This is a genomic window from Chitinibacter sp. ZOR0017 (assembly GCF_000799095.1).
Taxonomy (GTDB): domain Bacteria; phylum Pseudomonadota; class Gammaproteobacteria; order Burkholderiales; family Chitinibacteraceae; genus Chitinibacter; species Chitinibacter tainanensis.
The window spans coordinates 127778-149884 of the sequence record NZ_JTLG01000023.1; the positions used below are offsets into that span (position 1 = coordinate 127778).

Consider the following 22107-nt stretch of genomic DNA (forward strand, 5'->3'; position numbering starts at 1 on the left):
AGTTTCTTGATCTGTCAGCCCGAAGAATGACTGTTGTAGTTTTGAGCGCATTCTTCGCGGCCTGAGCGCCCACCATCGACGCCACCAGCCTCATCAGGCACAGTTTGCGCTTACACAAAACGCAAACAGGGAGCGGGAAATGGGGCAAAAGTACAAAATTCTCAACACGGGCGAAGTGCAATGGCCACGGTGCTGCGCGCGCTGCCGCAGCGAAGACACCCTCACCGCCGCCAACGCGAGCGGTGGGCGTATCGCAGGCTTTAATGGCGTCACCATGACCGGCGAGTTGCTCGAACTCAATTACCCTGTCTGCGCTGAGCATGCCAAAGGCTTATCATTTGCCAATTTGCTCACCCGCAAAACTCTTGGCGTGAGCGTGCTGCGCTGGATGGCATTTATTCTCGGCCCGCTGTCTTTATTGCTCGGGCCTGTTCTATTGATTGGCGGCTTGCTGAGCTTATTTGGCCAAAGCAGTAATGGGCCCGGCACCTCGATCGGTATGCTGATCATAACTTTATTGCCCGGGGTGCTATTGGTACTGATTTGGCGGGCATATCGCCAGCTACCGATCCGCATTACCAAAGTAGAAGCCGATAGCTTTACCTTGCAGTTTAACGACTCGCTCTATGCCGGCCAATTCAAACGCCTGAATAAAGCGCTGCTACTCAAATAAGCTCAAGCAAGCCCATCGCCCGCTTTACCCCGCCACGGGCTGCCAATCCAGCGCCGGGTTTTCGGCTTTGCGCATCAGTTGCAGGTGGCTTTCCACCACCGCCTGCAACTGGCGGGCGGCGGCTTCATCGGTGGCCCGCACGGTAAAGCGCAGGTGCTCGGCGTCGGCGTTAAATTCCACCTGCCCCAGCGGGCGTTCGGGCTGGCCAAATTGGGCTACGCCCTCTGTTTCGCTAAACTCCACCGGGATCTTGCGGGCGAAATGTTTACAGAGTTTAAATAGGTATTGCTTGCCAAGCTCGGTATTAACTTGGCTAGAGGTAATTACGGTCATGGGGTATTTATCCTTTAGTTAGGCGCGAACCAATTGGTCGAGCACAAAAATCGGCCGGCCTTGCGAGCAAGCTTCCACCCGGCCATGAATGCCATACACCTGCGCCAGCAGCGCGGGGCTCAGCACCGAGAGCGGCGGGCCATCGGCCACACACTGGCCGCCATCCAGCACAATCAGACGCTCGCAGCAGCGCAGCGCCAGATTCAGATCATGCAGCGCCAAGAGCGCAATGCTGCCGCGCTCGCGGGCGTCGTTGCGGATCGCCTCCACCAACGCCAGCTGCCAGTGCAAATCCAGCGCGCTATTGGGCTCATCCAGCAACAGCAAAGCCGGCTGGCGCGCCAGCAATTGCGCCAGCGCCACCATTTGCCGTTGTCCACCCGACAAAGTGGCCAGTGGCCGCATGGCCAGCGGGGTGAGCTGCAAACTGGCCAGATAATGCTCGATGCGCGCTTCGGCTTCGGCCCGGCTCAGGCCACCGGTGAGCAAACCGCCCAGCAGCAACTCATACACCGTCAGCCCTGCCGCTTGCGGCAGGGTTTGCGGCAATAAGCCCACCAGCCGGCTGCGCGCCACCGGGCTCAGCGCGGCCAGCGGCTGGCCATGCAGGCTCAGCTGCCCGCGGGCGGGCAAGAGGCCCGCAATGGCGTGAATCAGCGTGGATTTGCCCGCGCCATTGGGGCCGATCAGCGTGGTAACACTACCAGCTGGCAAGGGCGCCAGATCCAAACCATCAATAATGCGGGTATGCCCCCGGATCACCTGTAAATCATTGATCTGCAGACTCATACCCTAGGCCCTCCGCCGTAAAATCAGCGCAATCAATACCGGCACGCCGACCAGCGCGGTAACGATGCCGATCGGGATCACCAAGCCCGGCACCAGCGCCTTGCTGGCCAGCGACGCCAGCGACAGCATCAGCGCGCCACACAGCACACTGGCCGGCAAAAAGTAGCGATGCTGCTCGCCAACCAAGAGGCGAGCGATGTGCGGCCCCACCAGCCCCACAAAGCCAATGGTGCCCACAAAAGCCAGCGCCACGGCGGTGAGCAGACTCACCTCCAACAGCACCCGCCAGCTAAGCTTATCCACCTGCACCCCCAGGCTCGCCGCCTGCAGCGGGCCGCTGCGCAATAGCGTTAGCGCCCAGGCACGGCGCATCGCGCTAATCAGCCCCAACAGCAGCGCTACCGCCACAATCAGCACATGAGTGAGCGTAGCGCGGCCCAGATTGCCCATCGACCAGAACACAATCTGCTCCAGCGCATTGGCATCGGCCAGAAATTGCAGCAGCCACACCAAGGCTTCCAGCGCGAACAACAGCGCAATCCCAAACAGCACCAGCGTATCGCTACCGCCACCATGCGCGCGGCTGAGCAGCAAGATCAGCCCGGTGGACCCCAACGCCAGCACAAAAGCCCCCACCGGCAGCAAGATTTCATGCGGCAGCACCAGCGGCAAATGATGCTCAAACACGATCACCAGCGAGGCGCCCAAGGTGGCCGCCGCCGCAACGCCCAGCGTAAACGGGCTGGCCAGCGGGTTATTCAGCACGGTTTGCAGCTGCGCGCCCCCCAAGCCCAGCGCGCCGCCCACCACCAGCGCCATCAGCGCATAAGGTAGGCGCACATCAAAAATCACCACGCGCAAGCTGGCATCCAGCCCGCTGGGGTCAAACAGCCCCGCCAGCACGGTGGCCAGCGGATAGCGCGCGCTGCCGGTGGCCAGATCGGCCGCCAAACTGAGCAACAAAGCCGCGCCCAGCCCTAGCAGGCAGAGCCAGCGCCAGTGATTTTGCCGCCGATACAGGCGGGCTAACTCCCCCGCACCGGCCCCCGTACTGGAGGCAGCCGCAGCGATTTGGGCAGTTTCCGCCTTCATTGGCCGGCCTCAATCCAGTAGGTGCCGGCCAGTGGCACTGGCTGGAAGCGCTGGAAGAAGGTTTGCAAGGTGGCCTGTGGGTTCAGCTGGGCAAATTCGGCCGGATACAGCCATTTGGCCAGCACTTGCACCGCCACGACATTGGCGGCGCTGTAATTAAAGTGATGCGAAATCGCATACGCACGGCCCGTTTGCACGGCTTTGAGCTGGGCAAAGCCCGGCCGCGTGAGCGCATGGCGCAAGCTGGCCTGCGCGGTAGCGCGATCAATGCCGGCGCCCAGCGCAATGCGGGGGTTATTGCGATCACGGGCGGTAATCGGGTTGCCAATGCCGGTGCCGATATACACTTCGGGCTGGCTTTGCAGCAAAAATTCGAGGCTAACCGTGCCGTGTGCGCCCGGCACCAGCGGGTCGGCGATATTGGCACCGCCCGCAGCGCTAACAAAGGTACCAAGCATGCCGTGCGTGAGCGTTTCGCAGCAGCTATTGCCCAGCCCAACGCGACTTTCCAGGAACATCGGCGTTTTACGTTTCACCTTAGCGAGGCCCGCGCTCACTTTGGCCATTTCGCTGCGATAAAACTCGAGGTATTGCTCCGCGGCCTTTTGTTTACCGAGCACCTGGCCCAATACCCTGATACTAGCCTCGGTGTTTTTGAGCGGATCTTTGGTGAAATCCACGTACACCACCGTCACGCCGGCTTTACTTAGCCGCTGCAAAGTAGCGGTGTCTTTCACATCAGGGCCATGGCCGCGCAGGCTAAAGATCGCCAACTGCGGCTGCAGGGCAATGGCTTCTTCCACGCTAAAGCTTTGGCTTGAGCGCCCCAGGCGCTCGATCTGATCGAGCTTGGGATACACCTGCCGGTATTGGGCGTAGCTGCCCGGGTCGAGCTGCTCGAAATCACCCAGCATGCCCACCACGCGCTGCGCGGGCAGCTCGCGATCTAAAATCGCCAAACTCGGCAGCATGCGGCCTTCACCGACGATAATCCGCTCGATCTTGGCCGGGATTTCCACCGTGCGCCCGGCCAGATCGGTCACACTGGCGGCCCAGGCGCCCACACTGAGGCTACTTAACAGACAACCCGCCAGCACGGCGGGGCGAAACAGCGAGATCTTCCACTTCGACATCTTGCACTCCGACATCTTGTATTCCTTTAGCAAAACGCCAGCGCCACCGGGCAGGCCGGTGGCGCGAGCAAACTTAAAAAATCATTAGAATTGCCAGCTGGCTTCCAGCCGCACATCGCGGCCCGGCTCCGGATAGCCCAGCACCTTGCCTTGCCAGCCGTTGTAGGCATAAGTGGCCTGATCGTAGTAATGCTTGTCGAGCAGGTTTTTCACGGTCAGATTCAGGCGCAGCGTGTCTTTCGCCAGTGGCCGCCACGTGAGATAGAGATCGTGCACACCATAGCCAGCCTTGGTTTGCTCGGCCTTACCGCCCACCGGCAGGTAATCCAGCGCCTCGACATAGCGGCCCATCCAGCCCAGCTCGAGTCGCTGCGCCGGCAGGCGGTAGCCCACTTTGCTCACCCAGGTGCGGCCGGTGCTGGTACCGAGGCCCAGATCTGCATCGTTAAATTTGCGGCCATCCAGCTCGGGGCGGCCATCGGCCACACTGAGGCCAAATTGCCAATCACGCAGCTGGTATTGCGCGCTGAGCTCATAGCCATCGATGGTGGCGCGGCCCAGATTGCCGCGGCAACCGCCTTTGGCGTTGGCGCAGCTAAAGGTGGTGATGTAGTTATCAATAATCTGGCGATACACATTCCCGGCCAGGCTTAGGCCACCTTGCTGATAGCTAAAGCCCAGCTCGGTGTTATGCGCGCTTTCAGCCTCGATTTTGGGCAGGTTTTTCCACTGGGCAATATCGAGCATAAAGGCTTCTTTCAGCCCCACCCCGCGCAAGGACTTGGCATAACCGGCGCGCAGCTGCAGCGCATCGGTGGCTTGCCAGCGCACGCCAGCACTTGGGCTTACGCCGTCGCTGGTGTAGTTTTGGCGGTGGTTATCGGTGTAGCTGTAATCGTCGTAGCGCAGGCCGGCGGTGAAAGTCAGGCTGGCCCAATTCGCCTCGCCTTCCACAAAACCACCCCATACGCGCATCGATTCACTCCCCGTACCGGTGAGGCCATACGGATTGGCAATGCGATTGGCGGCGGATTTTTCTTCGCGCCAGTTCAGCCCGTATTTGAGCAGATGCTCGCCCAGCGCTTGCTTGAGCATCAGATCCGCGCCTTGCGTGGTTAGGCTTTCGCCCCAGCTACGGCCTTTTTTATTGGTGCGCTCGCTCTCGACTTCGGAGCGATACAGCGTGGCATTGGCGGCGTCGATCCAGCCTAACTGCTGGCCACTGTAGTTGAGCGTGGCCGTATCGCGAGCCAGACTTTGCGGGATCGGATCGTTCGGCAAGACCGGATGAGCAAAACCAACCATATTGGCCCGCGCGGTGCGCACGCCTTCGTCGCTACTGCGCTGAAAACTGGCGCTCAGGCGCTGCTGTGGTGTGAGCTGCAGCCCCACTTTAGCCAGGTAATTGGCCTGCTCGGTGCCCGAATTGGCAATCGTTTGCCCATTGCCGGCCTGATAGTCATCGGTACGCATGGTGGTGGCGGCAAGCAGTGCATCCAGATTACCGGCCTGGCCATACACATTGGCGCTGCTGCGCCAGCCATCATTGCTAAAGACGCTGCCGGTGACGCTACCGCCGATGGTTTGGCCGGGGCGCAAGAGATCGCGCGCCGAGACGGTTTGATAGCGAATCGCCCCACCCAATGCGCCAGGCCCCGCGCTGGCTGCGGCCGTGCCTTTTTCGACTTCCACTTGCTTGATCAGCTGGGGGTCAAGAATCAGCGCCGTCTGGTGGTGATACACCTTGCTGTTAATCTGCGCACCATCCACGCTCAGATTCAGCAGCGATTCTTCCATGCTGCGGATATACATTTTCTGGGCAATCGGGTTGCCACCGCCGCCGATATTGATCTCGGCATCTGACTGAAACACATCGCTGAGATTCTGGGCTTGCTGATCCAGCAGGGTTTGCCGCTGCAAGGTGTCATCCTGTGTCGGCGTGCTGGCGGTGACTTCTACCGTGGCCAGCTGGGTACTGGTTTCGTTCGCGTGGGCGTGCAGCGCCAAAGTGAGGGGAATCGCGGCCGCCAGATGGCGAAGCGGGAATGGAGCGCGGGTGTGCATGACTGAATTCCTGAAATTCTCACCCAAGGGCAAGAAATGATAATCAAACTCAACTGGTTTGCGTATTGTGCCGTGGGCGAGCTCCGCTGACTTTTGCGGAGGGCGTGATCAGCTTTGGCAAATGCGCAAAGCTAGGCGGCGCGACACTCGCTGGGGGCCATGCCAAAGGCGCGGCGAAAGGCGGTGGCAAAATTGGCCGGCGAGGTGTAGCCAGCATCCAGCGCGGCGCGGGTCACCGAGACTTCGCCACGTTGCAGCCGCTGGCGGGCCTGCCAGAGTTTTTGCTGGCGCAGATAATCAAACACGCTAGTACCAAACTGGCGACGGAAATGTCGCTGCAGCGTAGCCACACTCATGCAGGCTTGCGCCGCGATCTCACTCAGGCTTAGCTCATCCGCCGCGCCACTATCGAGCAAGGCGCGCACCGCCTCGAGTCGGCGGCTAATGTGGGCCGGCAAACTGGGCGCACTGGCTGGCTGCACTTGGCCCAGCGCCATGGCCAGCAATTCAAATGCCAGACTTTCGCGCTGCAAACGCGCCAATAAGGGCGAAGCGCTGGCCCCCGCCAACAGTTGCTCCGCCAGCGCCACCAGGGCCGGCTCGGCCTGCCATTGCCGCACGGCCAAATGCTGGCGGGTAAATTGCTGCAAGGCCGCCTCCTGCTCGCCAGCGCCATGCAGGCCATGTGCATCCAGCCAGCCGGCCGGAATATGCAGGCACACTTTGCGCTCGAGCGTGCAATCGGTGATCTCGCGGGCAAATTCGGTGGCTTCGGTCAGGTTCACCAGCAAGACTTCCGCGCCCCGCGCCACCGAATGCGCCAGCTGTATGCGGCGCTCGCCAAAACCCAAGGTCAGCTCGCCCTGCAAGAGCACAATCAGCCGCTGCCCCGCTTCGCTATCCGCACGGTGAGCATGCCCGCCGCGCAAAGTACTGGCTGCCACACAACATCCATCCGCCAGCGGCTGCTGCCAAGACGACAAAATGGACGAGCCGGCGGTATAGCTTGCCGGTGTGGGGCTGGCCGAACGGGTAGCAGGCATGGGATGGCTCCTGCAGCAATGCTGCATGCGCCGCAGCGACTTGTGGTGCGCGACGCTCAAAGATGACAAAGGAATGGCATCTTAGCATTTTCACCACTTATTGAGAATCATTACCATTTGATTTGAAGCAAACTTCCGTGTAGCAATCGCGCTTGCTCAGGTACACGGTCGGCCATGCACTCATATACCCAATGCAGGTATAAGCCCACAAACAAATTGAAATATAAACTGTACTGATATACCCCTAACTGCAACCACACTGACAATAGCGCGCCCATACTAGGCGATTGCCCACCCATAGCTTTCAGTAAAAAAGCCATTGAACTGACAGCAAGCGTGAGCTGGCGTACCATGAGGCAGCCCCATCGCGGCATCATTGCATCGGCCCAACCTGCATCGGCGAATCTCCATCATGAATCTATTGCTTGCGCGTTTTCACCTTTTACTTGCTAGTTTGGCCGGCGTGCTGCTCGCCGCGCTGATTTTGCTCTTGGCGCTGGCCGGTGTGCTGCAGCAGGAGCAGCAGCGCCTGAGCCTGCAACAGCAAAGCGCCGGGGCACTACTCACGACGGTGGCCAGCGAAGTGCAGCGCGGCTTTGCCTTCCTTGGCCGCCAGCCACTGCGCGACTGCCAGGCCGACAGCCTCAGCCGCTTGCGCAGCCAATTACTGAATTTTCGCTATCTGCGCAGCGTGGGCTTATTGGATGAGCAGCGCCAGCTGCGCTGCCTCACCAGTCACGGCGAGCTGACTCCGCCGATGCAATTGCCGCCGGCACAATTCATTGATGCCCAAGGCACGCAGATCTGGAACGACTACCCACTGCCGATCCGCAATGGGCAAGTCAATAGCACCCTCACCGCGCGCGGCACGCAGCTCTTGCTGGTGGATGGCCATGTGTCGATTGAAACTTTCCAACGCGCAGCGCTGGATGCCGTCTGGATCAGCTACGCCGACGCGCCCCCCCATCTGATCTGGGCGCGCCCGACGCTGGCGGCACACCCACAACCGCCCACGAACTTGCGCTGGCGCGCACTGAGCCGGCCGGGCTCGGGCTGGCAAATCGATTGGGCGCAGCAGCGCCTGGTCGTCGGTAGCAATGTGCCCAATACCGGCCTCTTTGTGCAGAACTATCGCTCGCTGGCCGAGCTTTGGCGTAGTAACTGGGCGCTGTGCGCGCTGCTGGCCACACTGGCGGTATTGCTCGGCGCCATTAGTGGCCGCTGGGTCAGCCGCAGCTTGCGCCGCCGCGGCACGCTGGCCTACCGGCTGCCGCAGCTGCTACAGCCGGCGCATATTCACTGCATGTATCAGCCGATTGTTGAGCTGGCCAGCGGCGAGATCGCCGGCTGCGAAGTGCTGATGCGGCTCAAAGATGGCGAACACACCATTTTTCCCGATCAGGTGATCCCGCTGGTGCAGGCGCAGGGGCTCAGCTGGGCGCTGGATCAGGCGGTTAGTCAGCGCGCCTTGGCGGAGCTGGCGACGCTGCTGCCGGCCGCGCCCAGCCGCCCATTTAAAGTGGCGCTGAATTTCTTCCCCGAGCATATCCGCCATGCCCAGCTCAGCGGCTTACTCGATCCGTGGCAACACCCGCGCTGGCAGCTGAATATCGAGGTCACCGAATACGGCGTGAGCGAGCATTTGCAAGCCGAGGTGCAACAGTTGCGCGCGGCTGGCTACCAGATTTCGGTCGATGATTTTGGTACCGGCTATTCCAATCTGGGCACCATCAAATATCTGGCGCCCGATTTTCTGAAAATTGATCGCTCGTTCGTGGCTGACCTGGAGGACGACACCCTACGCGCCAGCCTGATCCCGCAAATCGTCAGTATTGCCGAGGCAGTGGGGGCCGAGATCGTGGCCGAAGGCATTGAAACAGCCCAGCAGGCGGCGCTACTGCGGGCGCAAGGGGTGCGCTTTGGCCAAGGCTATTGGTATAGCCGCCCGGTGCCACTGGCCGAGTTTGCCCAACTACTACAGCAGCCACCGCGCCCGGCCCCTGCCGTGAATTAAGCGCCACCGCAAGGCACAATTACCGCGCGGCACTGGCACATTGCCGGTTGCCGCTCGCTACGGCCCGCCACTACACTGCCGGGCATCATCAATCCGAGTGACTTTCTGTGGAACAGCCTAGTTGGCGGCCACTGGCCGCAATTTAACCGGCAAGGTACTCGCGCTTTTCTGCGCTGCCTTGCCCTCCTTGGCATGGCAAGCGCCGGCAGTTTTGCCCCCTGCAATCTGCCCTTTCCCGCTCTGCTGACTTTCTGGTGTGAACCCACGCCCCGCGCATACTTACAGCTGCGTCGTGCCCCATGGTGGGCCGTCGCACACTGGGCGCTAGCTAGGCACACCGCACGCAACTAGCCCACCGACTGACATTCAGCCTGGAGGAAACATGGACCCCGATCCGAGTCTGCCGCTGGCCACGCGCCAGCTACCCGCTCTCATCTTGTTTCGATCGAGTCATCTGACTCATTGCCGCTAGGCCTAGGCACGCCCATGGGGAATGCCTGGCCAGCAGGAGTACCCCAATGTTGCTACACGCTTTCAATGCGGGCTGGTTGCTCGCCTATCATCATCCCGATCATTTGCTGGCGACCTTAAGCTGGCCCCGCCGGCTACGCCGCCTGCGTCACACGCAAGGAGGTGAATCATGCTGAATCGCGCCCACCTCTTAGTCCAACTGGCTACGCCTAACCAAACCCTGACCCAAGCCGAATGGAGCTGGCTGCTGCATCAATGCCATCCTTCCGATTTAGCCGGGGCCTTGCAGGAAAAACCGGTACTGCAACAAGCCAGCGAACTGCTGCGCCTAAGCCCCGCCGAGCGCGCGCTGCTGTTTAGCCATCTGCCAGCGCTGGCGCAAGATGGCATCCTGAAAGCCCTACCCCAGCCCGCCGCGGTGGCGCTGTTTGAGCAAATGCCGCCCGATGAGCGCGCCGATGTGTTCAAGCGGCTGGATTTACCGGCGCAGGCCGGCTTATTGCCCGCCCTAACGCCCGCCGCCCGGCAAGATTTACTGCAGCTGGCCGCCTATGCCGAAGGCACGGTGGGCGCGGTGACCACCAGCCGTTTTGTTGCAGCCACGCTTGAGATGACCGCGGCGCAAGCCTGGCAACATTTGCGCGCCAGTGCGCAGCTGCTGGAATCGGTGCCGGGGCTGTTTGTGCTCGATAGCATCGGCAAGCTGTGCGGCACCATCGATTTGCCGCTGCTGCTGGCCGCCGGCGATGACACGCCGCTGGCCGAGCTGATGCGCCCCGAGCCGGTCTACGCCCGCGTGGGCTGGCCGCAAAGCGAGGCGGTCGCGCTGATTCGCCATTACGATCTGCTGGCCCTGCCGGTGTGCAACGAGGCCGATCAGATGGTGGGCATTGTGACCGTGGATGACGCGCTGGAAATCGAAGAAGAGCGCCAGGCCAGCCAGCTGGTGCGCTTTGGCGGCACCCAGCTCGCCCCCAGCCCCGATCTGGATATCATGCAGGCCAGCACGCGCACCATGTTTGGCGTGCGAGCCTTCTGGCTGGTGATACTGACGGTCTTTGGCATTCTCACCAGTACCTTTGTTGCCGCGCAGGAAGAAATCCTCTCGCAGGCGATTGTGCTGGCGGCCTTTATCGCACCGATTGTCGATATGGGCGGCAATGCCGGTAGCCAGTCGGCCACCTTGGTGCTGCGGGCCATGGCGCTGGGCGAGCTGAAAGTGAAATGGCGGGATATCCGCTTTATCATCCTGCGCGAGCTGCCAGTGGCGCTGGCCTTGGGGATCACCGTAGCGGTGCTGGAATGCATTCTGGCCTATTTCAGCAAAGGTGTCGGGATCGAAGTCTTGCTCACCGTGGGCCTGAGCATGCTGGCCTGCACGGTGCTCGGCGGGCTGATTGGCGCCTTGCTACCGTTTGGCGCGCGCAAAATCGGCACCGATCCGGCCACGCTGTCTGCACCACTGATCACCTCGATTATGGATCTGGTGGGCGTGTTTATTTACTTCGGCTTTGCCTATCTATTCTTGGGGCATCTGCTGCAGTAATCATCTAGGTATATGGCTGTAGGCAAATATAAACAATGCCTACAACCATATACCCCGCATCATCTCAACTCATCAGCCTGCCATCGCGCTCAGCAGCTCGCTGGGCGCGATACCATAATGCTGGCGAAACCGGCGTGAAAAGCTCGCCACTTCCAGATACCCCACCGCCGGCCCAACCACCGCCACCTTCTGCCCGGCCAGCAACATTTCCCGCGCGGCTCGCATTCTGAGCTCAAACACCATCTGCCCCGGCGATTGCCCAAAATGCTGCTGACACACCCGATGCAAATGCGCCGGCCGCAGCCCGAGCCGCGCACAGCAACGCTCGATCGACCAATCTTGCGCCGGCGCATGCAGCACCGCGGCGCGCCAGCTTTGCAAAGCCGCCAGGCGTGGGTCAACGGCAGCATCGGTACGCAGCATGCGCTGCAATAGACGGCTGAGTAAATCCAGCGCCGGCATGGCCAGCGTATCACTCTCGCCCTGATTGGCCCGCGCCGCCTCACGCTGAAATAGCGATACCGCTTCATATAGTGCGGCGCTCTCGGTGGTAGCGCCCACCCACGGCGTATCGCGTTGCAGCGGATTCCAGCGATCATGGTCGCGCAGCATCACCCAGGCATGCGGCATGGGCGCTGCCCCCACGCGGCGAAAACCGCGTTGCCCACCAATCGGCAACACGCCAAATTGCCCCGGCCGCACTGGCCAGATGTCGTCCCCCTGAAACAGCTCGGCCTCACCCGCCAGCGGCACCAGCAAGACATGAAACGGCGCCTCAACCCGCTCGATTTCACAGGCGCCGGTGGGCGTAGCCACGCCGCACATAAAAATCCCGTGCTGGCGCATGGCCGGAAAAGACGCGCGGTGATACACATGCGCGCCCACCAATCTGGGTACACCTTCATCCGCCACATCAAAGCGTTCGTAATAAATTGCCGCCATCAGATCCGGCCCACCCGGTCACGAGAGAATTGAACAAGGGCGATGGGACACCGGAACATTCCAGCCCACCCGCCGTGGGCATATATTACGAACATTCTTTCCAGATTGGTAATGAATCAATGTTAATTGAGGCTGAAAAACTGAACCGGATCTATCAATCCCCTGCGGCAGCGCAAAATTGGCGCGAGCGTCTGCAGCGCCTATGGCGCCCACAGCTGATCACCACCCATTCGGTGCAAGATGTCAGCTTTACAATCGCCGCTGGCGAATGTGTGGCGCTGGTGGGCCCCAATGGTGCCGGTAAATCCACCACCATCAAAATGCTGACCGGCATTCTGGCCCCCAGTAGCGGCCGCGTACAGGTGGCGGGGTTTGATCCGCAACGCCAGCGCCGCGAGTACGTAAAGCACATTGGCGTGGTGTTTGGCCAGCGCAGCCAGCTGTGGTGGGATTTGCCGGTCCAAGATTCCTTTCGCATTTTGCAGGCCCTGTTTGCCGTACCCGAGGCGGTGTACCAGCAGCAGCTGACGCTGTTTCGCCGCGAAGCCGGGCTGGATGAATTCTGGCTACGCCCGGTGCGCACGCTCAGCCTCGGGCAACGCATGCTGTGCGAAATCGCCGCCAGCTTTCTGCATGCGCCGGCCGTGGTGTTTCTGGATGAACCGACCATCGGGCTTGATCTGGAAATGAAAGCGCGGATGCGCGGGCTGATCCGCCGGCTGAATCAGCAAGCCGGCACCACGGTACTGATCACCTCACACGATGTCGGCGATATCGAGCAACTTAGCCAACGCATGTTGCTGATCGATCAGGGCCAGCTGAAATTTGATGGCAGCCTGCCGGCCTTTCAGGCGCATGCTGGTGATGGCAACTGGTGGGCGGCGCGGCTGGCCGGTGATCTGCAGGCGGCCCATGCGCTCTTGGCCGGCCACCCCAGCGGGCTGGCCGTGCGCATTCAGGATGAGTGGCTGCAAGTGGCCCGACATGACAGCCTGCCCTTTGCCGAGCTGTTGCAGCTACTGGCGCCGTTTGCCATTCATGAAATCAAGCCGGTCGCGCAATCGCTGGAAGAATTGCTGCACCGTTTTTATCTCACCAGCAAGGCGGAACGGCTATGAGGGCGACATTACGCGCCTGCTGGGCGCTGGCCGTGGCCAATGGCCGGATTACCGCCACCGATCGCAAAGGCCGGCTGATCATTTGCCTGGGCTATTTGCTGGGCATGTGGCTGCTGTACTGGCTGTGGCAGGGGCTGTACCAGGATGATCCGCAGCGGGCCGGGCTCAGTTTTGCCCGTGCGCTTTTGCATGTGGTTACGGCGCAAACGCTGTTTGCCATTATCACCACCGGCGCCGATTGGCGGCTGGCCCGCGAAATCCGCTCGGGCGAGGTAGCCAGCCAGCTCACACAACCGATGAATCTGCCCCTGCGCCATGGTGCGCTCTCGCTCGGCGTGGCCGGCGCTAAGGCGCTGTATATGTTGCCGGCGTTTGGGGTTTTTCTGCTGTGGTCGGGCCTAAGCCTCACCCCTGCGAGCTGGCCACTGGCCCTGCTGTCGGTGCTGTGTAGTTTTAGCTTGCTGTATTCACTGGGCTTTATGGTGGGGCTAGCCGGGTTTCTGGCCACCGATTTATGGGGCATTACCGCCAGCAAAGATGCGGTGGTGCAATTTCTGGGCGGCGCCTTGATTCCCTTGGCGTTTTTCCCACCCACCATCCAGACCATTCTCACCTGGTTGCCGTTTGCGCATTTCTTTAATACCCCGGTGGGCTACCTCACCGGCGAGCTGACAAGCCCGCAAGCGCTGTATCTGCAGCTAGCGTGGGTAGTGGTGTTCTGGGGGCTGGCCCAGCTGGCCGGGCGCTGGGTGCAGCGCAAATTGATTGTGTTTGGAGCCTGAGATGAGTGCGTTTTTTACCGCCTGGCGCCGGCTGGCGCTGGCTGATTGCAAGGTTAAACTCGAAAGCCGGGCCGATTTTGCATTGATTGTGTGCGGCATGTTTTTCACCTCGGTGAGCAGCGGCGCCAGCTTGTATCTGATGCTGGGCAACGCCGGCGAGATCGCAGGCTACAACCGCTACGAGCTGATTTTTATGCAGGGGTTTATGTTCTTAACCTATGTGTTTGAAAGCAGCTGCTGCAATGCGATGTATATGCTGGAAAGCTGGCTCAAAAACGGCAATTTTGTGCGCTATTACCTGCGACCGATTCACCCGCTGCAAATGCTGCTGCTGGAGCGTTTTCACCCGCAGGGCTTGGTGGTAGCCGCAACAGGGCTGGCTTTTATGGGCTTTGCGCTGGCGCATTTGCCGGGCGTGTGGTCCTTAGGTTTTGTGCTGCAGCTGGTGATCTTGCTGCCGCTGGCTTCGATTACCCTGAATGCGATCAACCAGATGGCGATCGCCAGCTGCTTTTTCTTTGGCGAGTATTCACCGGTGTTTCACACCGTGGGCAAGCTCACCGATATGTCGCGCTACCCGTTTGAGCTTTTTCCCAAACTGGCTCGGCAGGTGTTTATGCTGCTCCCGTTGGCCGGCATCGTTTGGTGGCCATGCCAAGTGCTGCTACGCCAACAGCCAATCTGGCAAGTGGCCCCACTGATGCTGCTGATCGCCAGCGGCAGCGTGGCCGCGCTGATGTGGCTGTGGCGCGCAGGCATGCAGCGCTACGCCGGTGCAGGTGGCTAGGGTATTACCTCGCAAGGCATATATAGAAATGGCCACAGCGCTATACCCCCAACACTAAACTGCAAGCGACTTGCTTATCTCGCCCCCAAACCCCGCCTAGCGGGGTTTTTTACTGCCTACCGCATCAGCGCAGCGGCACACAGGGCCACGCTGCTCGGCAACCCCTGAGGCCGGGTGCAAACGGTTTTGTGATTAAAACTGCGCGAATTTGCGCAAGCAATTTCGCTGCATGCGCAGCAAATTTACAACAACTTACCCGTAAGTTTTAAAAAAAGTAATTTTGCGATGCGACACATTTCACGGTGTCTGGCTGAGCGCACTACATTTTCACCGACAGCCTATTTTGTGAGCGAATTCACATGTTTTGGATGAATCAGCCCGCAATGGTGATGCCGCACACTGCTAATTTGTAGCGAAATTACTTTTTACTACGCAAAATCGAGTTTTTGTAAGAAACAAAACTACACATTACTTTAATAGAAATGATCTGTTTTTTTCTGGTAAGTTTGCGTCAGTGATCGCAACAGCCCTGCGCGGCTGCAACACGATGCCATACAGACTGCGTGGCGCAAGACGCACAAGCAGCACCAAGGAGACGCAATTTAACTCCATTACTCAGAAGGAAAGATCATGTCATCCCCACAAATCAGCGTTGTGATTCCAACCTACAATCGTGCCGACCTGCTGGGCTATACGCTTGATGCCCTATGCCAGCAAACGCTACCGGTCGAGCTATTTGAAGTGATTGTGGTTGACGATGGCGGCTCGGATAACAGCAAGGCGGTGGTTGATCGCTACGCCGAAGTACTCAACATCAAATATTTCTGGCAAGAAGACTTGGGTTTTCGGGCCGGTAAAGCCCGCAATATCGGTACGGCCATCGCACAGGGGCAGTATGTGGTGTATGTCGATACCGGCGTCCTGCTGGGCAGCAACACCCTGCAAGTGCATTACGACGTGCATCGCGCCGCACAATACCCTACCGTGATGATTGGCTATGTGTATGGCTTTGAAGTGGACCACGCCACCAGCAAGCAAATGGGCGAGCTCATCAACCCTAAATCGGCCGACGCGTCGATTGCCCAGCTACGTGCTTTGGGCGCGCTGGATATTCGCCAACGCCAATACGACGAGCTGGGTGAGAACATCACCAATTGGCCGGCACCATTTGATATTTTCTGGACTTGCCATGTCTCGGCCGAGCGCGAGCAATTGTTGAAAGCCGGGCTATTTGATGAATCTTTCACCAGCTGGGGCGGCGAAGACGTTGATCTGGGCGTGCGGCTCTTTATCAACAACAATCTGTTCACCATGGAACGCGAGGCATGCTCTTTCCATTGGCCGCATGAGAAAGAGGTAGCCGACCACCGCGAGGAATCCGCCAGCGCTGCCGAGCGTATTCACGCCAAATACAATCTGTGGACCACCAGCTTTTACGGCCGCGATCTGAATGACCAGAAATACTCGCTCAATAAAGTCATCAAAATTTTCCGCGAACAAGGGTTTAAAAAATCGCCCCAACTGCGCGATATTGCCTACAGCGCCGAGGTGAGCGCATGAGCACCCTCTATCAGAATATTTTCCTGTTTGATCCGGTGGCCGCGGGGCAACCCGTCCACGATGCGCACGCGGTGTTGAGCGCACAAGGCGTGGAGATTCACGCCAGTACCGTGGTGTCAGGCACGCCACGCGTAGCCTTTACCCGTGTGGCCGATGCCCGCTTGCAGCAACATGGCCTGATTGCCAGCGAGATCGCCGCAGAAGATTTCGCCGGCAGCATCCGCATCGGGCGCAATTGCTATCTGGAATCAGGCCAATTGCCGGCCTTTCACACCCAGCCATCGCGGCTCACCAGTGTGCAGATCAACGATGAAGCCCCCGGGCAAATCAGCATCGGCAACGGGGTGGTGTTGCAAGGAGTGGCCATTGTGGCCTACCAGCGAGTTGAAATCGCCGATGAAGTGATGTTTGGCCCGATGGTGACCATCATGGATAGCAGCGGCCACCCGCTATTGGGGCGCGGCCAGCCCGGCGAGGCGATGAAAATTCGCTCGGCCCCTGTGCGCATTGGCCGTGGCGCCTGGATTGGCACCGGCGCCACGATTCTGAAAGGCGTTACCATTGGCGAAGGCGCGATTGTCGGTGCTCAGGCTGTCGTGAGCGAAGACGTACCGCCCTACTGCGTGGTGCTGGGCAATCCAGCGCGACTGGTGAAACGCATCAGCACGGCGCATGAGCGCAAAAATGCCGCGCACTATGCCGAGCTAACCATGGCGCTGTAAGTCGCCTGACCGATGGCATCCGGCCGCCGCGCCGGATGCCCTGCTGGACATCCAAACCATGACTTTTATTCTGCAACGCTGGCAGAGCAGCTTTTATCTGCGCCTGCTGAGCTTGGCTTTGCCCATTACTTTGCAAACCCTGATGTTTTCCAGCAAGGGCATGATCGATAGCATGATGCTGGGGCGGCTGGGCGCCACGGAAATCGCCGCCGCGGGGATTGCCACCAAAATCCTGTTTGTAGTCAGCATTTTCCTGCTGGGCCTCGCCATGGGCGCTGGCCAGCTCGCAGCCCAAGCCTGGGGCGCCCGCCAAGCCGGCCTGACTGGCGCCGATGAGCTACCCCGCCAGCTGGCGCAAGGGCTATGGTTGCAATGGCTGTTTACCTTACCACTGGTGGCGCTGATGGTATTTTGCCCGGCCTGGCTCATCGGTCTGGTCAGCCCCGAGGCGGCCCTCTTGCATGAAGGAGGGGCGTTTTTACAGATCGTGGGCCCTAGCCTTTTACTCTTTAATTACACCTGCACCCTGTGCAGCGGCTTGCGCGCCATGCAGCAACCGGGCATCGCCACGCTGTATTCGGTGATCGGCGTACTGGTGAATATTGTGCTTAATGCCTGGCTGATTTTTGGTGGCTGGGGGATCGAAGCGCTGGGGGTCAAAGGCGCAGCGCTAGGTACCGCGCTGGGTGGTGTAGTTGAAGCCAGCCTGCTGTATCTGCATTTGCGCTGGCGCGGCCATTTGCTAGCGCGTCTTCCACTCCGGCAGTGGCCGGATTGGGCCGCACTGCGCACACAGCTGCAACTGTCGCTGCAGCTGGCGACCAATAGCACGCTGTGGGCGCTTGGGGCGCTGGTATTTTTTGCCATTGTCGGTGGGCAAAACCCGGTGACCCTGGCCGCGCTATCGATCCTCGCCCCCATTGAATCATTCTCGTTGGCCTTGCTGATTGGGCTCACGTGCGCCGCGGCGATTTTGATTGGTGCCACCGTGGGCGCGGGTGATGAAGCCCTCGCCCAGCAACAAGGCTGGGCGGCATTGTGGCTAGGTTTGGTCTTGGGGCTGCTCACCATGCTGGCGGTGGGCCTTGCCTGGCCCTTGCTGCTGGCTCAGTACCCGGCCCTGGCCAAACCGGTGGTGACAGAGCTGGAAATTCTGTTTCAGCTAATGCTATTAGGTTTTGTGGTGAAAAGCTGCGCCATGATGCTACTGGCGGGCGTATTACGGGGCGGTGGCGATAATGGCTTTTGCCTTGGTTTGGACTTTAGCGTGCAATGGCTGCTGATTATTCCACTAGCGTGGTGGTTATCGGTGGCGCTGCATTGGCCTGCCAGCTGGCTCTACGCGCTGATGCTACTGGAAGAGCTACTCAAAATTGGCGGCGCGGTCGCGCGCATGTCCTCCGGGCGCTGGCTACACCGGCTAGTGGCTGCGTAAAGCGAATCGCCCTCTAGCGCACCGGCCAACAAAAAGCCCAGCAAACGCTGGGCTTTTTGTTGGCGGTCTAAGCGCAAACACGGCGCATTAGAACGGAATATCATCCTCGAAATCATCAAAGCTTTTCGCTGGGCGCGCGGCTTGCGCTGGGGCCTGGCGTGGCGCTTGGGCTTGCTGTTGTGGTGGGGCGCTGTATTCCTGATTGAAATCATCACCACCATAGCCACCTTGACCACCGCCCATGCCACCACCTACACCGCCGCGGCCGCCGAGCATTTGCATTTGGTCAGCCACGATTTCGGTGGTGTAGCGATCCGCGCCGGTTTGTTTATCTTGCCATTTGCGGGTTTGCAGACGGCCTTCGATATACACCGAGCTACCTTTTTTCAGGTATTCACCGGCGATTTCAGCCAAACGGCCGTACATGGTGATGTTGTGCCATTCGGTTTTTTCCTGTTTGGCGCCGGTGTTTTTGTCTTTCCAGTTTTCGGTGGTGGCAATCGAGAAATTGCATACAGCACCGCCGCTAGGCAGGAAGCGGGTTTCCGGGTCGCGACCGAGGTTGCCGATCAGCAGTACTTTGTTTAACGATGCCATTTAATGGGTCTCCGCAATCAATTGTTGTGCCGCTGCTGCATCCCAGCCATCTTGCAGGACTTTCAGCAGCGCCACGCGTTCTTCAATCAGGACAACGGCTTCTTTTACGCCGTCAATGGCGCCTAGTTTAGCAGACAGTTCGGCCGGATTGCCCTGCCAGTCTTCACCGATGTGGAACATTTGCGTTTTCACCGGCAGCGGCGGCTGCATGCCCCACGATACCATGAGCCACATGCCCATCAGGCCAGCACACAGCGCAAACACCGGCGTGGCGCTGCCAAAATGCTGAAATAACCAGCCAGCCAGCGCCGAGCCCAGAAACATACTGGCGGCCTGGCAGGTGTTGTAAACGCCCATCGCCGTGCCTTTGGCTTCGGTCGGGGCAATTTTGGAAATCAGGCTCGGTTGCGTGGCTTCGAGAATATTAAAGGCGATGAAATACAGCCCCAGCCACAGCACAATGGCGCTGAGATTGGGCAACCACAAGGTCATGCCCAGCTGGGCCAGCAACATCAGCGCAATCGCAAACAGAAACACTTCTTTGAGGTGATGTTTTTTCTCGCCATAAATAATCGCCGGCACCATCAGCACAAAGCCGAGCAACACCACCGGCAAATACACATACCAGTGATGCGCGACATCCAGGCCACCGCGCTGCGTGAGCAATAGCGGCATCACGGTAAACATCGCCATTTGCGCCGCATGCAGCGCAAACACGCCATAGTTCAGCCGCAATAATTGCGGATGACGCAGCACTTGCGGCAAGCGGCGGGTATTGGCTTCGGCATCGGAGTGAAAGCGGCTCACGCTCGGATTGGGGATGACTTTCCACACCCCGATCAAAGCTGCCAGCGCCAGCACGGCGGTCATCAAAAAGATCCCCGGCAGGCCGATCCACTCCGCGAGCTTAGGCGCAGCCACCAGCGATACGGCAAAAGTAGTGGCGATACTGCCGCCAATCATCGCCATTGCCTTGGTGCGGTTTTCTTCGCGGGTTAAATCGGCCAGCAGCGCCGTCACCGCGGCCGAAATCGCGCCAGCGCCCTGCACCGCGCGGCCGATAATCAGCCAGACAATATGATCGGCCAGCGCACACATCACCGAGCCCAGCGCAAACAGCGCCAGACCGATGTAGATGACTTTTTTGCGGCCCACCTGATCGGACCACATGCCAAACGGCAACTGCAATAAGGCTTGCGTGAGGCCATAAGCCCCAAAGGCCAGCCCGACCAGCGCATGGTTCTGCCCACCCGGCAGCTGGCCGGCATAGACGGCAAACACCGGCAAGATCAGGAACATGCCCAACATGCGCAGCGCATACAAACCCGCCAGGCTGGTGGCGGCGCGCATTTCCAAACGACTCATCATGCTGATTTATTCTCCCAAGGCGGACTATTTTACCTGAATGCCCGCTCAACTGCGCCGGCGAACGCAACATGCTTGCGGCATAGTGCCGGCTCGCGATAAGATGATAATGATTATCAATTATTAAGCAAGCCGTGCCGCAGTCTGCCCCTCCTCCCTTAATCGACACCTGGTATCAGGCCCACCATGGCTGGCTGAGCCAATGGCTGCGGCGCAAATTACGCTGCTCGGCACAAGCGGCCGATCTGGCGCACGATACCTTTGTGCGGGTGCTGGGCAAATCGGCGCAGGAATTGCAGCAGGTCAGCGAGCCGCGCGCCTGGCTCACCACCATTGCCCACGGCATTTTGGTCAATCACTGCCGCCGCCGCGATCTGGAGCAAGCCTGGCTGGCGGAACTCAGCCAGCTGCCGCATGCACACCACCCTAGCGTAGAAGCGCAGCAGCTGATCTTGGAAGCGCTCTGCCAGGTGGATCGCCTGCTGGCCAGCCTGCCGCGCGTGGTGCGGCACACCTTTTTGCTTAGCCAGCTCGATGGCCTGACCTATCGCGAGATTGCCGCGCAGTTAGGGATCAGCGAGCGCAGCGTCAAAAACCATATGGCCCGCGCGATGCTGGCCTGCCTCAGTCTGGCGGATGCATGCAACGACTAGACCCTCACTCGCAGGTGTTGGCGCAAGCGGCCGACTGGTTTGCCCGCCTGCAAGACGAACACTGTAGCCCGGCCGAACAAGCACAATGGGCCGCCTGGCATGCGGCCGATCCTGCCCATGCGGCAGCCTGGGCCAAGGTCGAAGCCATTACCCAGCAGATGGCCGCCCTGCCCGCTGGCAGCAGCCGCCTGCTGGCCAGTACCGCCCGACGCAAAGTCAACCAGCGCCTGCTGCTGCTGGCGCTGGGCCTGGGTGCGGGCGCGTGGCCGATCTGGGAAATGCAGCAGCCCCAAGCCACGCACCGCACCGCGCGTGGTGAGATTTTGCCGCTGACGCTGGCCGATGGCAGCCAGCTGTATTTATCCAGCGCCACCCAGATTCAGCTCAGCGAAACCCCAAGCCAAGTGCAGCTGCGCCTGCTGGCCGGCGAAGTGGGCGTGCGCACCGGCCAGCGACCGTGGCAGCTCAGTACGCCGCACGCCCGCTACACCCCGCTGGGCACCCGCTTCAGCCTGCGCCTTGATGAAGGGTATGACGAGCTAGCCGTTGAAGAGCATAGTGTACAGGTCGATACCCTGGCTGGTATACGCGGCCTTGTGCAAGCCGGCGAGCAGCGCGCAGTACGCGCCAGCGGGTTAGGCCCACCGCAATCCCTCGCGGCTGCCCCACTGGGCTGGCAAACACGGCAATTGGTGGCGTATCAAATGCCGCTGCCCGCCGTGTGTGCGGCGCTGGATCGCTTTAGCCACGCCCGCATCGATTGCGCGCCCGAGCTGGCGCAGTTGCAGGTGGTGGGGGTGTTGCCGCTGGATCAGCCCGAGCAGGCGCTGGCCAGCCTCACGCTGGCGCTGCCGGTGCGGCTGGTGCGCTGGCCATGGTGGTATCGGCTACAGCCAAAGTAACGAGAATTATTTTCAATTAAAGATCAAATCATTAGCCAATTCGTCCCGGCCGGCCTTGCCCTTTTTAGTGCCGGCCACTGGCATGC

General features: G+C 60.1%; 21 protein-coding genes. 12 read left to right on the forward strand and 9 right to left on the reverse strand.

Annotated elements, in window-relative coordinates; translation table 11 throughout:
* Nucleotides 1-139 precede the first annotated feature (139 nt).
* Nucleotides 140-673, forward strand: coding sequence for a hypothetical protein (locus L991_RS09495; RefSeq protein WP_047394548.1), 534 nt, complete (start codon nt 140-142; stop codon nt 671-673).
* A 24-nt stretch (nt 674-697) separates the two neighbouring features.
* Here the strand turns inward: L991_RS09495 and L991_RS09500 are convergent, their stop codons facing one another.
* The 6 genes from L991_RS09500 to L991_RS16535 all read right to left on the reverse strand — a co-directional run bounded on the left by L991_RS09500 (nt 698) and on the right by L991_RS16535 (nt 7127).
* Nucleotides 698-1006: a DUF2218 domain-containing protein gene (locus L991_RS09500; RefSeq protein ID WP_047394551.1), complete on the reverse strand. Its 309-nt coding sequence runs from the start codon at nt 1004-1006 to the stop codon at nt 698-700.
* A gap of 18 nt (nt 1007-1024) precedes the next feature.
* Complete coding sequence (locus L991_RS09505; protein ID WP_047394554.1) at nt 1025-1795, reverse strand: ABC transporter ATP-binding protein; 771 nt, start codon at nt 1793-1795, stop codon at nt 1025-1027.
* A 3-nt stretch (nt 1796-1798) separates the two neighbouring features.
* Nucleotides 1799-2887 (reverse strand): iron ABC transporter permease, encoded by a 1089-nt coding sequence (locus L991_RS09510; protein ID WP_047394556.1) that lies wholly within the window; start codon nt 2885-2887, stop codon nt 1799-1801.
* Nucleotides 2884-4020, reverse strand: a complete 1137-nt coding sequence (locus tag L991_RS09515; RefSeq protein WP_047394559.1) for an ABC transporter substrate-binding protein — start codon at nt 4018-4020, stop codon at nt 2884-2886. The genes L991_RS09510 and L991_RS09515 overlap by 4 nt, the downstream gene beginning before the upstream one ends.
* 84 nt (nt 4021-4104) lie before the next feature.
* Nucleotides 4105-6084, reverse strand: a complete 1980-nt coding sequence (locus L991_RS09520; protein WP_047394561.1) for a TonB-dependent receptor domain-containing protein — start codon at nt 6082-6084, stop codon at nt 4105-4107.
* A gap of 131 nt (nt 6085-6215) precedes the next feature.
* Entirely contained in the window at nt 6216-7127 is a 912-nt protein-coding gene (locus tag L991_RS16535; protein WP_052190779.1) for an AraC family transcriptional regulator, read from the reverse strand.
* Between the two features lie 412 nt (nt 7128-7539).
* Here L991_RS16535 and L991_RS09535 point away from each other — a divergent pair, with 412 nt between their 5' ends.
* The 3 genes from L991_RS09535 (at nt 7540) to mgtE (ending at nt 11158) form a co-directional block, all read left to right on the forward strand.
* The gene (locus L991_RS09535; protein WP_047394566.1) at nt 7540-9141 is read left to right on the forward strand and encodes a cyclic diguanylate phosphodiesterase; all 1602 of its coding nucleotides are present in this window, start codon (nt 7540-7542) and stop codon (nt 9139-9141) included.
* A 518-nt stretch (nt 9142-9659) separates the two neighbouring features.
* Entirely contained in the window at nt 9660-9788 is a 129-nt protein-coding gene (locus tag L991_RS17865) for a hypothetical protein (protein WP_255350784.1), read from the forward strand.
* On the forward strand, nt 9782-11158 hold the full coding sequence (gene mgtE, locus L991_RS09540) for a magnesium transporter (protein WP_197053855.1): 1377 nt from the start codon (nt 9782-9784) through the stop codon (nt 11156-11158). The genes L991_RS17865 and mgtE overlap by 7 nt, the downstream gene beginning before the upstream one ends.
* A gap of 72 nt (nt 11159-11230) precedes the next feature.
* Here mgtE and L991_RS09545 read toward each other — a convergent pair whose 3' ends face one another.
* A complete protein-coding gene (locus tag L991_RS09545; RefSeq protein ID WP_047394569.1) occupies nt 11231-12100 on the reverse strand; it encodes an AraC family transcriptional regulator in 870 nt (289 codons plus the stop codon).
* 119 nt (nt 12101-12219) lie between these two features.
* Here L991_RS09545 and L991_RS09550 point away from each other — a divergent pair, with 119 nt between their 5' ends.
* The 6 genes from L991_RS09550 (at nt 12220) to L991_RS09575 (ending at nt 18504) form a co-directional block, all read left to right on the forward strand.
* Complete coding sequence (locus tag L991_RS09550; protein WP_052190780.1) at nt 12220-13218, forward strand: ATP-binding cassette domain-containing protein; 999 nt, start codon at nt 12220-12222, stop codon at nt 13216-13218.
* Entirely contained in the window at nt 13215-14000 is a 786-nt protein-coding gene (locus L991_RS16540) for an ABC-2 family transporter protein (RefSeq protein WP_052190781.1), read from the forward strand. Before L991_RS09550 ends, L991_RS16540 begins: the two co-directional genes overlap by 4 nt.
* A gap of 1 nt (nt 14001) precedes the next feature.
* Nucleotides 14002-14787 carry an ABC-2 family transporter protein gene (locus tag L991_RS09560; RefSeq protein WP_047394572.1) on the forward strand — a complete coding sequence of 262 codons (786 nt, stop codon included), beginning with the start codon at nt 14002-14004 and terminating at the stop codon, nt 14785-14787.
* Between the two features lie 630 nt (nt 14788-15417).
* The gene (locus L991_RS09565; RefSeq protein WP_052190782.1) at nt 15418-16347 is read left to right on the forward strand and encodes a glycosyltransferase; all 930 of its coding nucleotides are present in this window, start codon (nt 15418-15420) and stop codon (nt 16345-16347) included.
* Nucleotides 16344-17069, forward strand: a complete 726-nt coding sequence (locus L991_RS17925; RefSeq protein WP_028448512.1) for a DapH/DapD/GlmU-related protein — start codon at nt 16344-16346, stop codon at nt 17067-17069. The genes L991_RS09565 and L991_RS17925 overlap by 4 nt, the downstream gene beginning before the upstream one ends.
* Before the next feature lie 58 nt (nt 17070-17127).
* Complete coding sequence (locus tag L991_RS09575) at nt 17128-18504, forward strand: MATE family efflux transporter (RefSeq protein WP_052190783.1); 1377 nt, start codon at nt 17128-17130, stop codon at nt 18502-18504.
* A gap of 87 nt (nt 18505-18591) precedes the next feature.
* On the opposite strand, the gene ssb is transcribed toward L991_RS09575, so the two are convergent.
* A complete protein-coding gene (ssb, locus tag L991_RS09580; protein ID WP_047394574.1) occupies nt 18592-19101 on the reverse strand; it encodes a single-stranded DNA-binding protein in 510 nt (169 codons plus the stop codon).
* Nucleotides 19102-20466 (reverse strand): MFS transporter, encoded by a 1365-nt coding sequence (locus L991_RS09585; RefSeq protein ID WP_047394731.1) that lies wholly within the window; start codon nt 20464-20466, stop codon nt 19102-19104.
* A gap of 134 nt (nt 20467-20600) precedes the next feature.
* Between L991_RS09585 and L991_RS09590 the strand changes: the two genes are divergently transcribed.
* Both L991_RS09590 and L991_RS09595 read left to right on the forward strand, forming a co-directional pair.
* On the forward strand, nt 20601-21119 hold the full coding sequence (locus tag L991_RS09590) for a sigma-70 family RNA polymerase sigma factor (RefSeq protein ID WP_047394577.1): 519 nt from the start codon (nt 20601-20603) through the stop codon (nt 21117-21119).
* A complete protein-coding gene (locus L991_RS09595) occupies nt 21107-22021 on the forward strand; it encodes a DUF4880 domain-containing protein (protein WP_081986614.1) in 915 nt (304 codons plus the stop codon). The genes L991_RS09590 and L991_RS09595 overlap by 13 nt, the downstream gene beginning before the upstream one ends.
* The last annotated feature ends 86 nt before the right edge of the window (nt 22022-22107 follow it).